Raw genomic sequence first — 11,285 nt, 5'->3', positions numbered from 1 at the left:
GCCGGCACCCACCACGGCCACGCCAACCGGCTCCGTGGACAAGCCACCCGTCGTCATGAGTCCCCCCGCCGGACCCCCTTTAGTCCGCGGCTTATCTCGTTGTCCACCGCGGTGCCAAGGCCCGTGCCCCGGCGCAACTATACCGGGGCGCTCCGCCATCTTCGCGGGCACTTCCAGAAAGGAGGGAAGAAAACCGGGGCGCCGATCTGACCGTTATGCACCATTCGGCCGGCCCTGGTACGGAACCGCGGCGCCCACCAATGCGCCGCGGCTAATTCAGCGCATGGTTGGCATGAATTAGTTAGCCGATTGCGCGGCCGTCTGGGCCGTTGAACCGCGAGGACGGGTGAGGACGACCTCGTCGAAGGGCGGGGCGTCGGGCGCGAGGGAGTCGCGGGCGGTCAGGCGGATCGTCGTGAGGCCGCCCGGGGTGCCCGGGTCGACGCTCAGCTCGGCGAACGCGTACGGGTGGTCGGGGGAACGCATGGCCAGCCACGGCGCCTCCTCGAGCGCGTAGCGGGCGCGCCGGCGGCCTGACTGGGCGTCGACGCCCACGACCACCCGGCCCGCCGGCGGTTCCAGCAGCACCTGGGCGCTGGGGGACGACGACCCGCCGGTCCCGACGATCACGTGGACGGCGCCGGCGGTCGTGTCGACCTGCTCCGGCTCCGCCACCGCGGACCGCGCCGCCGCCGTGGGTGCCGTGGGTGACGGCCCGGCGGCGACGACGGCCGGGACGGCCCCGGGGCGTGGCGTCAGCGCGGGGGAGCCGGGGACGACGCCGCGGACGGGGTGCGTCCGCTCGTAGTGGTGCTCGTGGCCGCAGAGAACCAGATCGACCTCGTGGCGGTCGAACAGCGGCAGCCACTCCTCCCGCAGCCCGAGGTCCCCGCCGTTGTGGTAGTTGGCGGTGGACATCGCCACCTGGTGCACGGCGACGACGATCCAGTCGACGGCCGGGTCGGCGCGCGCGGAGCGCAGCGTCCGGTCCAGCCAGGCGGTCTGCCGGCCGTGGCTGAATCCGCGCAGGTACACCTCGCCGTGGTCCTGGTAGCAGACGTCCTCGCCGAACAGGACGACGAACCTGGCCCTGCCGACCGTGAAGGCGTACCAGAGACCGCGGAAGGCCTCGCCGCAGCCGTTGTCCGGCGTCTGGAAGTAGGCCTGGTAGGCGTCCAGCCCGAAGCGGCCGACTCCGTGCTCGCTCTCGTGGTTGCCGGCGACGGGCAGCCAGGGGCGGCGCCGGGCCGAGGGGGAGATCATCCGGAACCAGTCCGCCCAGACGCGGGCCGAGTCGTGCCGCAGGCTCGCGTAGGACAGGTCGCCGAGGACGAGGTTGAACAGCGGGGCGCGCGCCTCGACCGCGGCGACGACCTCCCCGGAGGCCGGGGTGCCGAACGGGTCGTCCGGCTGGTCCGTGCCGTGGTCACCGAAGCAGGTGAACGTGAAGGCGGCCTCGGCGCCGGGCGCCGGCGCCGTGCGGAACTCGCCGGTGAAGGGCTCCGGGCCGGCGAGGCCGCCCTCGATCTCGTAGCGGTAGCGGGTGTCCGGCCGCAGCCCGCGCAGCGTGGCGTGCTGGACGTGCACCCGCTGGCGCCTGTCGTCGCGGTAGGCCCGGGTCTGGGCGTGCGCCCGGCCCTTCCTGCCCTCGCCGGCCTCGAGCGGAGCGAACCGCACCGCTGCCCGGCGCACGGGGCCGTCCGTCAGCCAGGAAACCACCATCGACGTCGCCGGGTCGGCCCCGAACTCCAGGTGCACCCCGGTCCCGCCCGCGTCCGCCCGCCGCGCCACGCCTCGTCTCCTCCATCTCACGACGTCCATGTGACAACGTCGTCCCTCTCGCGACGTCGTCCATATCCGACATCGCCTGCCCTGACACGACGGAAGGGCGGCCACGGCTACCCGTGACCGCCCTCCCATCTTCGATCTCTTCAGTTACCGGCACCCGTCACGGACGCCGTCAACCCAGCCACATGGCGGTCAGTTCGCCGCCAACCCGGCCACGTGGCCGCCCACAGACGGGGGAGTACCCCAGTCTGTGGACCGACCACGGGTCAGGTCCGGTCGGGCGCGGAGCGTCCGACGGCGGAGCGGCGATGGTCGCCCCTAGGGCGACCTTGAGTCGACCGCCTTATTCGCCCGACTTGGCCAGGTCGATCGGCGGGGTGTCGGGGACCGAGCTGGGCTTCGGCTCGCCGCGGAAGACGAACTTCGCGTCCTCGCCCTCGCCCTCGACATCCCCGATGACGATCTCGCCCGGCTTGAGCGTGCCGTACAGGATCTTCTCGGACAGGATGTCCTCGATCTCCCGCTGGATCGTCCGGCGCAGCGGCCGGGCGCCCAGCACCGGGTCATACCCGCGCGTGGCGAGCAGGGCCTTGGCGGCGGAGGTGAGCTCCAGCGCCATGTCCTTGTTCTTCAGCTGCGCGTCCACCCGGGCCAGCATGAGATCGACGATCCGGATGATCTCTTCCTGGGACAGCTGGTGGAAGACGATGATGTCGTCGATCCGGTTGAGGAACTCGGGCCGGAAGTGCTGCTTGAGCTCGTCCTGGACCTTGGCCTTCATCCGCTCGTAGTCGACCGCGCCCTGACCGGTGGCGAAGCCGATGCCGGGGCCCTTGGAGATGTCCCGGGTGCCCAGGTTCGACGTCATGATCAGGACGGTGTTCTTGAAGTCGACCAGCCGGCCCTGGGAGTCGGTCAGCCGACCGTCCTCCAGGATCTGCAGGAGCGTGTTGAAGACGTCCGGGTGGGCCTTCTCGACCTCGTCGAACAGGACCACCGAGAACGGCTTGCGCCGCACCCGCTCGGTGAGCTGGCCGCCCTCCTCGTAGCCGACGTATCCGGGCGGGGAGCCCACCAGCCGCGAGACGGTGTGCTTCTCCATGTACTCGGACATGTCGAGCTGGATGAGCGAGTCCTCGTCGCCGAACAGGAACTCGGCCAGCGTCTTGGACAGCTCGGTCTTACCGACGCCGGACGGGCCGGCGAAGATGAACGAGCCGCCGGGGCGCTTCGGGTCCTTCAGGCCGGCGCGGGTGCGCCGGATCGCCTGGGAGACGGCCTTGATGGCCTGCTGCTGGCCGATGACCCGCTTGTGCAGCTCGTCCTCCATGCGCAGGAGGCGGGCCGTCTCCTCCTCGGTCAGCTTGAAGACCGGGATGCCCGTCCAGATGGCGAGCACCTCGGCGATCTCCTCGTCGCCGACCTCGGCGACGACGTCCATGTCGCCGGCCTTCCACTCCTTCTCGCGCTTCGCCTTCTCCGCGAGGAGGGTCTTCTCCTTGTCGCGCAGCGACGCGGCCTTCTCGAAGTCCTGCGCGTCGATCGCCGACTCCTTGTCGCGGCGGACGCCCGCGATCCGCTCGTCGAACTCGCGCAGGTCCGGCGGCGCGGTCATCCGGCGGATGCGCATCCGGGAGCCGGCCTCGTCGATCAGGTCGATCGCCTTGTCCGGCAGGAAGCGGTCCGAGATGTACCGGTCGGCCAGCGACGCGGCGGCGACGAGCGCGGCGTCGGTGATCGAGACACGGTGGTGCGCCTCGTACCGGTCGCGCAGGCCCTTGAGGATCTCGATCGTGTGCGCCACCGACGGCTCCGCGACCTGGATCGGCTGGAACCGGCGCTCCAGCGCCGCGTCCTTCTCCAGGTGCTTGCGGTACTCGTCGAGGGTGGTCGCGCCGATGGTCTGCAGCTCGCCGCGGGCCAGCATCGGCTTGAGGATCGACGCGGCGTCGATCGCGCCCTCGGCGGCACCCGCGCCGACGAGCGTGTGGAGCTCGTCGATGAACAGGATGATGTCGCCGCGGGTGCGGATCTCCTTGAGGACCTTCTTCAGGCGCTCCTCGAAGTCACCGCGGTAGCGCGAGCCGGCGACCAGCGCGCCCAGGTCGAGCGTGTACAGCTGCTTGTCCTTGAGCGTCTCGGGCACCTCGCCCTTGACGATCGCCTGCGCCAGCCCCTCGACGACCGCGGTCTTGCCGACGCCGGGCTCGCCGATCAGGACCGGGTTGTTCTTGGTGCGGCGGGACAGCACCTGCATGACCCGCTCGATTTCCTTCTCGCGCCCGATGACCGGGTCGAGCTTGGCCTCGCGGGCGGCCGCGGTCAGGTTGCGGCCGAACTGGTCGAGCACCAGCGACGTCGACGGCGTGCCCTCGGCCGGGCCGCCGGCCGTCGCGGGCTCGCCCTTGCCCTGGTAGCCGGAGAGCAGCTGGATGACCTGCTGCCGGACCCGGTTGAGGTCGGCGCCCAGCTTCACCAGCACCTGGGCGGCGACGCCCTCACCCTCGCGGATCAGGCCGAGGAGGATGTGCTCGGTGCCGATGTAGTTGTGGCCGAGCTGTAGCGCCTCGCGCAGGGACAGCTCGAGGACCTTCTTGGCGCGCGGGGTGAAGGGGATGTGGCCGCTCGGGGCCTGCTGCCCCTGACCGATGATCTCCTCAACCTGTGACCGCACACCCTCGAGCGAGATCCCCAGCGACTCCAGCGCCTTCGCCGCGACACCCTCGCCCTCGTGGATCAGGCCGAGGAGGATGTGCTCGGTGCCGATGTAGTTGTGGTTGAGCATCCTGGCCTCTTCTTGAGCCAGGACGACGACCCGACGTGCCCGGTCGGTGAATCTCTCGAACATGTGCGCTCCTTCGAGCTGCGACCGACCACACGACAGCCGGTATCCGCATGCTAGCTCCGCCGAGGCATGTCCTCACGCATCGAACAGAAACCTACCCGCCAGAACCCGGCCACCTCATCGCGGACCGGGCCGACAACGCTGTCGTGCCCCGACGGGCTCGGACGTGCCCCTCGACGCCTAGGGCAACCGTGGCGGAGCCGCCATGATTCCGTCCTGGCGTTCCGCCGAGAGCGGAACCCGCAGGCACCGGCGGGGTCCGGTCCCCGCGCCAATGGCCAGGCCCCGGATGGCCCGATGTCGGATTCTGGGTGCCGTGTCCGGCCTGGGGTGTCAGGGGATCCTGACGGATGGCGGCGGAGCGATCACTTCTCGTCGTCACCGTGTGTCACGACTCGTGGGGCGTGCCGAGGCGCCGAGGGGGCGGGCCGCGCGGCGCCGGGCCCTCGGCGAGCGCCCCGACCCTCCCCAATACGGGCAAAATGGCAATAACATAGCCGACCGGCCACAAAGACCTGAACCCGGCCTCGCCTGGACCGCCCTGGCGCCTCTTCGATCTTCTCTGTCGGCGCGTCAAACAGGCTCCGACGTGCAGGGAATCTGTCTCGGCCCTGAGCGTCGATCGTGCGCCGTATTAGCGGCGCCGGCCGGGTGGCCGTGGGATGTGCGCGGCGGACTCCCTGGCACGTAGGAGCGTCGCGCAACCCACTCTTAACTCTTGGACATTGAAGGGAAACATGCCCGCCCCGTACCGTTCGCGATCGACGTGCTACGGTTGGTCCCGTGGTTCCCGCGACTTCGCCGAGCCACGCGGCACACGTGAACTGGGGGGTCACATACTTGCCGTTAACCGCGCGGGCAGTCGCCTGAGCAGAATCTGCCTGAGCAGGGCCAGGCCGTCCCGCTGGGCGCGGGGAGCCCTCGTCGCCGTAGCACCGTCGTGCTAAGGCCACCCGGCCGTCGCTAGTCGTTGGGGGACGTCTGCCGGCGGGTGAGACAGGTACGCCGGCGGACGTTCCTTCGTGACCGGTCGGCGCCGCCGCGCCAGGAGACATGTTCTCGGCCCCGCGTGGGTCCGCCTTGTGCGCACAGAACGGCCGCTGTATTGCCGCGCCCGCCACCGAGCGCGCCAGCGCGCGGTGGATTCCGACCTGCCATCGAATTTGACGTGCCATCACTTGGGGGAACGGCATGCCTTTGATGAGCGTACCGGCGGCCCACCTGTCGCTGAAATCCAGGACTTCCCGCCTCGGTCGTGAACTGTTCACGTCCCATTCAGACTTCCTTTCGGGCCCGGCCCGTCCCTCAGGCGTGCCGGCGGCCCGCGGGGAGCGACCATTGAGCGCGCCCGGGCGGGGCATCGCGGGCCCGCTGTGTACGCAGCGTGACGAGTCTTCGGGACGGTATGCCCCATCGCCCGCCGATGGCCGCGGCCATGGATCGGCGGCCGGGCCGGGGCACGAAACGCTCCACCGGCGCCAGCCATGACCGAACTCGCGGCCGGCCCGGAACGCGGCCCGTCCTTTTTGCGCCGAAATGCGCCGACATTCCTGAGGCTGTTCCGGTTCGGCTGCGTCGGCACCTCCTGCGCCGTCTTCCAGTTCGCCGTGCTCAAGGCCGTCGAACTTCTCGGCGCCCAGCCGAGCGCCGCCTACGCCGCGGGCTTCGCCTGCTCCGCGCAGGTCAACTTCCTGCTCAGCAGCACCTTCACCTGGCGCGACCGCACCAGGGAGCTCGCCGGGCCGCGTCGCTGGCTCAGGCGGTGGCTCGGGTTCAACGCCGGCACGCTCGCGTCGCTGCTGGTCAGCACCGTGGTGTTCACCCTGGTCGTCGGGCGTTTCGGCGATCTACTCGCAATGGTCATAGGAATCGCATCCGGAATGATAGTCAGCTATTCGATCGGCGACAGGGTCGTCTTCGCCAGGAGCCGGGGGGCCGGGGAACGGGACTTCGCGGACGTCTCGGGCCTCATACCGGCGGCCCGGCGGCCGGACCGCCAGCCGCGGGTGGGGGACCACGCGTGACCGCCGACGGCACCACCCGACCGACCGATTCGATCCCGTCGCCACGGCGGGCGTCCGGAGCCGCCGTGGGTTCTCCGACGGCGCTGGAACAGGCGCGCCGTGATCTGCCGCCGCTCGCGCCGGCGCGCCCGCGCGCCCGGCGCCGGCCACCCTCGGCGTCCAGCTCCGCCGCGCGCCGGGCGTTGTTCCTGCTCCGTGTCGTCAGCGTGCCGTGCGTCCTGCTGCTCGTCCTGCGGGCCGGGCGAGACGCCGGCGCCCCGGCGGCCGCGGCCTACGCCGCCGCGTTCCTCGCGGCCGCCGGGTGCAATCTTCTGCTCCGTCGCCTCGCCCGCCTGGGCGACGGCCGGGTACGGGCCGCGGCCTCCTGGCGGCGGTCCGCGGCGGCGCTGATGCTCACCCTGGCCTGCCTGGCGGCCGGTACCGGCGTCTACCTGGGGCTCCGGTACGTCGACGTGCCCGGGAACGCCGCGGCGGTCGCCGGGCTGGTCGTCGGGGCGACGGCCGCCGCCGGGCTGCGCCATTCGAGGTTCTTCGGCTACGTGCGCGTGACCGAGGCGGCCAGCGAGCCGGTTCATCGGCTCCGCGCGCTGGCGCACGGCGGAATCGCGTTCTTCCTGCCGGCCCACAACGAGGTCGAGAATCTCCAGGGCTGCGTCGAGGATCTGGTCACGACGTTCCAGCGGCTGGCGGTCCCGTACCGGGTGATCATCGTCGATGACGGCAGCACCGACGGGACCCGTGAACTCACCGGCGAGCTGAGCCAGACGTACGAGCACGTCGACGTCATCCGGCACGAGGTGAACCGTGGCTACGGCGCGGCGCTGCGGACCGGCCTCAGCGCCACCTACGAGACCGGCATGCTGCTGATCGGATTCTCGGACTCCGACCGCCAGTTCCGGGCCCGCAGCATCGAGACCCTGCTGAGCCAGATGGCGCGCACCAACGCCGACATGGTGGTGGGCTTCAGGATCGCCCGGGCCGACTCCCTCAAGCGGCGCCTGATGGGGTCGGGCTGGCACGCGCTCACCCGGCTCATGCTCGGATTCACGGCCCGGGACGTCGACTGCGGGTTCAAGCTGGTCGACCGAAGCGTCATCGAGAAGATCCTGCCGCGGCTGGACGGCGACCATGCCGCCATCTCTCCCCAGCTGCTGGCGTATGCCGGACGCTATGGATTCCGGATCGAAGAGGCCGGCGTAACCCACTACCCGCGGACCGCTGGGAAGCAGACCGGCGGAAGCCTGAAGGTCGTCCTGGGCTCCTTCGTCAGCCTGTTCAAACTCCGGTCGAAGGTGACCCGGCACGCGGTCGAGGACGGCAGGCGGAGCGTAGGCCCGTGGCGGCGGACCGACCCGTGGGTCCGGCTGGTCTTCGTCGTCGCCTGCCTGTGCTCGATCGGCTCGTTCGCGTACTTCTACGCGCACGACGTCACCCTTTCCTACAAGGACGCGATCTCGCACCTGCTCATCTCCCGCCGCGTGGTGAGCAGCACCACGCCCGGGCTCGCCCAGCTCGGTGGGGTGTGGCTTCCGCTGCCGCACCTGCTCGCGCTGCCGCTCGTCTGGTACGGCCCGGCATACGAGAGCGGGATCTGCGGCAGCATCGTCTCGATGGTGTCGTACGTCGTGTGCGGCGTGCTGCTCTACAAGTTCGGGTGGCGGCTCACCGGCCGCCGCTCCGCGGGCCTGGTCACCGCCGGGGTCTTCCTCTTCAACCCGAGCGTCCTCTACATGCAGAGCACGCCGATGACCGAGACGCTGCTGCTGGCCTGCATCATGGGCAGCGTCTATGGCCTGCTCCGGTGGATCCAGACCGACTTTCGCTACCAGTACCTCGTCCGCGCGGCCGGGTCGGCCTTCCTGGCGACATTGTCCAGGTACGAGGGATGGGTCCTGCTCATCGCCATGATGGCGGCGCTGCTGGTCGTCGCGCTGCGGAGCCGGCTGCGGTCGATGACCGACGGCATCCTGATCTCGTTCGCTACCCTCGCCGCGCTTGGGGTCATCGGGTGGGCGGCCTGGAACCAGCTGATCCTGGGTGACTGGCTGGGCTTCCAACGGGGCGAGTACGCGAAGCCGTCGCTCTGGGTCGACGAGACCGAGCGCTCGATCGGCCATCTCGACGTGGCGATCGGTACCTACGGGATCGCCGTCGTCGGAAACCTGACGCTCATCTTCGCGTCCCTGGCCGTGATCGGCCTCGTCGTCTACCTGGCGCGGACCCGCCTTTCGGTGGAGTCGCTGCCGGCGCTGGTGCTCGTCACCTTCTTCCCGTTCTTCAGCTACGCGCTGTACTCAGGCCAGCGGCCGCTGCACGTCATGCACTACAACGGCGAGCTGTACAACGTCCGTTTCGGCCTCATCATGATCCTGGCCGCCGCCGTGTTCGTCGGGTACCTGACGGCCCAGCTCGGATCCCTTCCGCGGGTGCGCGGCCTGCGGCTCGCGCCCGCCGGGTTCGCGCTCGGCCTGGCCATTGCCGTCGGGGGGAGCGGACTGGTCACCCGCGACATCCTCACCCTCGAGGAGCCGCAGGCCTGGGCCCGGGCGGCCACCTCCATCCAGGCGAGCGAGGCGGCCGACTTCCTGAGTGACAACTACACCAGCGGGCTGGTGCTCATGGAGTCGTTCGGCAACGAACAGGTGATGTTCGAGTCCCAGCTTCCGTCCGACCAGTGCGTCTACGAAGGAAGCTACAAACAGTGGGAACGAGCGCTGGCCGACCCGCGCGCGAACGGTATCGAGTGGATCTACATGCGCCGGTCGGCGGGGACCGAGGACCACGTCATGATCGAGCTCGCGGGATCCAAGCGCCTGGCCGGATACGAACTTGTCTACAGCGACGCCGACCGACTGATCTACGCGACGCCGGAACATGCCGACGAGGTTCGCCAGGCCGGAAATGAGGACCGGACGTGACGACGATCGAAAGCCCGCCGCTCAGCCGAGCCCACGCTGACGACCACGGGCTCGCCTGGCGGGACAGCGCGCGAACGGTGCTCTCCCGCGGCCAGAAGATCTTCCTGGTGCTCCTGGTGGTCGTCGCCGCCGCCTGTTTCGGCATCTTCGGGCCCACCGTCCTGCTGATCGCCATCATCGGGGCCAGCCAGCTCTTCTACCTGGCATTCGTCGGTGTAAAGCTCGTGCTGAGCGCCGCGGCCTCCGACCAGCGGATTCTGCGGCCAAAGTCGCTGCCCAGCTCGGACGATCCCGATCTTCCCACCATCACGATCTTCGTGCCGCTGTTCAAGGAGGCGGCCGTTCTGCCGGGCCTGGTGCGGGCAATCGACCGGATCAAGTACCCGAAGGACCGGCTGCAGGTCATGCTCCTCCTCGAGGAGGTGGACGACGAGACGCGCACGGCGGCCGCCGGGGCCGACCTCCCCGCCCACTTCGAGGTGGTCGTGGTTCCCGACAGCAAGCCGAGGACGAAGCCGAAGGCCTGTGACTACGGCCTGGCGCTGGCGCGTGGCACCTACTCGGTGATCTGGGACGCGGAGGACCGCCCCGACCCGTTGCAACTGTTGAAGGCCGTCGCCGTGTATCGGATCGCCCCACCCGACGTGGTGTGCCTCCAGGCTCGGCTGGTCTTCTGGAACGTCGGCAAGCAGCGGCTGTCGGTCGCGCCGGCCGAGGAGTGGCGCCTCCGGAGGGTGGTCACCGCCGCGTACTGGCGCAACGTCTGGCGCTGGTGGGCCGGCGACGTCATCACCCGGATGTACTGGGCCGAGTACGTCGTGCACTTCGAGTACATCCTCACCGGCCTGGCGCGGCTCGGCTGCGTCCCACCGCTCGGCGGCACCTCGAACATCTTCCGGACGGATGTTCTCCGGCAGATCGCGATGCCCGCCGACGAGCTTCGCGACGGCGGCCTGGACCCGGACGTGCTGATCGGCGCGTGGGACCCGTGGAACGTCGCCGAGGACGCCGACATCGCGGGATGGCTGGCCCGCGCGGGCTACCGGGTCGAGATGATCGACTCGTACACGCTCGAGGAGGCCTCCGCCAAGGCGAAGACCGCGGCCCGGCAGCGCATGCGCTGGGGCAAGGGCTACATGCAGGCCGGCCTCGTCCACATGCGGCGGCCGCGGACAGTGATCCGGCAGATGGGGCTCAAGAACTTCCTCGTCTACAGCCTGCTGATGGTCGGCACGCCGATCTCGTTGATGATCAACCCGGCGTTCTGGTTGCTGACCGCCGCCTACTTCATCACCCGGTCGGCCTTCATCGAGTCGCTGTTCCCGCCGGCCATCTTCTACCTCGGCGGCGCGACCGCGCTCATCGGAAACTTCGTCCTGCTCTACCAGCTCATGATCGCCTGCCTTCGCCGTGGCGAGTACCCGAGCGTCAAGTACATGTTCCTGGCACCCGTCTGGTGGCTGTTCACCAGCTACTCGATGTGGAGCGGCGTGCTGGAGCTCGGCCGGAAGCGCTCACGCAGCCAGTGGCACAAGACCGAGCATGGCCATGAAGGCAGCGAGCGTGAGAACATGGCGATCGAGGCAGCCCTGAGGAACGATGCCGCGCTGCAGTCGGCCGGAGGTCTTTGACGATGACCGGCGCCGCCGCGGGCGGACCTTCTCCTTTTCTTCCCCCTGGCCGTCCGGGCCTCTGCCGACAAACGTCGGC

Annotated in this window: 5 protein-coding genes; 3 read left to right on the top strand and 2 right to left on the bottom strand. The window is 69.9% G+C overall.

The annotated features are described in order from the left end of the window. Window positions 1-297 precede the first annotated feature (297 nt). A complete protein-coding gene (locus I6A81_RS02110) occupies window positions 298-1,791 on the bottom strand; it encodes a fibronectin type III domain-containing protein (RefSeq protein WP_307874409.1) in 1,494 nt (497 codons plus the stop codon). Window positions 1,792-2,131: 340 nt separating this feature from the next. Beyond that, window positions 2,132-4,636, bottom strand: coding sequence for an ATP-dependent Clp protease ATP-binding subunit (locus tag I6A81_RS02105; protein WP_203004843.1), 2,505 nt, complete (start codon window positions 4,634-4,636; stop codon window positions 2,132-2,134). A 1,481-nt stretch (window positions 4,637-6,117) separates the two neighbouring features. Between I6A81_RS02105 and I6A81_RS02100 the strand changes: the two genes are divergently transcribed. From I6A81_RS02100 to I6A81_RS02090, 3 genes are all read left to right on the top strand, one after another. Then, window positions 6,118-6,657 (top strand): GtrA family protein, encoded by a 540-nt coding sequence (locus I6A81_RS02100; protein WP_203004842.1) that lies wholly within the window; start codon window positions 6,118-6,120, stop codon window positions 6,655-6,657. 65 nt (window positions 6,658-6,722) lie between these two features. After that, a complete protein-coding gene (locus I6A81_RS02095; RefSeq protein ID WP_203004841.1) occupies window positions 6,723-9,575 on the top strand; it encodes a glycosyltransferase in 2,853 nt (950 codons plus the stop codon). Further along, a complete protein-coding gene (locus tag I6A81_RS02090; RefSeq protein WP_203004840.1) occupies window positions 9,572-11,206 on the top strand; it encodes a glycosyltransferase in 1,635 nt (544 codons plus the stop codon). The genes I6A81_RS02095 and I6A81_RS02090 overlap by 4 nt, the downstream gene beginning before the upstream one ends. Window positions 11,207-11,285 lie beyond the last annotated feature (79 nt).

This window comes from Frankia nepalensis (assembly GCF_016786325.1).
Classification (GTDB): Bacteria; Actinomycetota; Actinomycetes; order Frankiales; family Frankiaceae; genus Pseudofrankia; species Pseudofrankia nepalensis.
This window is presented reverse-complemented; position numbering and strand designations above follow the sequence as displayed.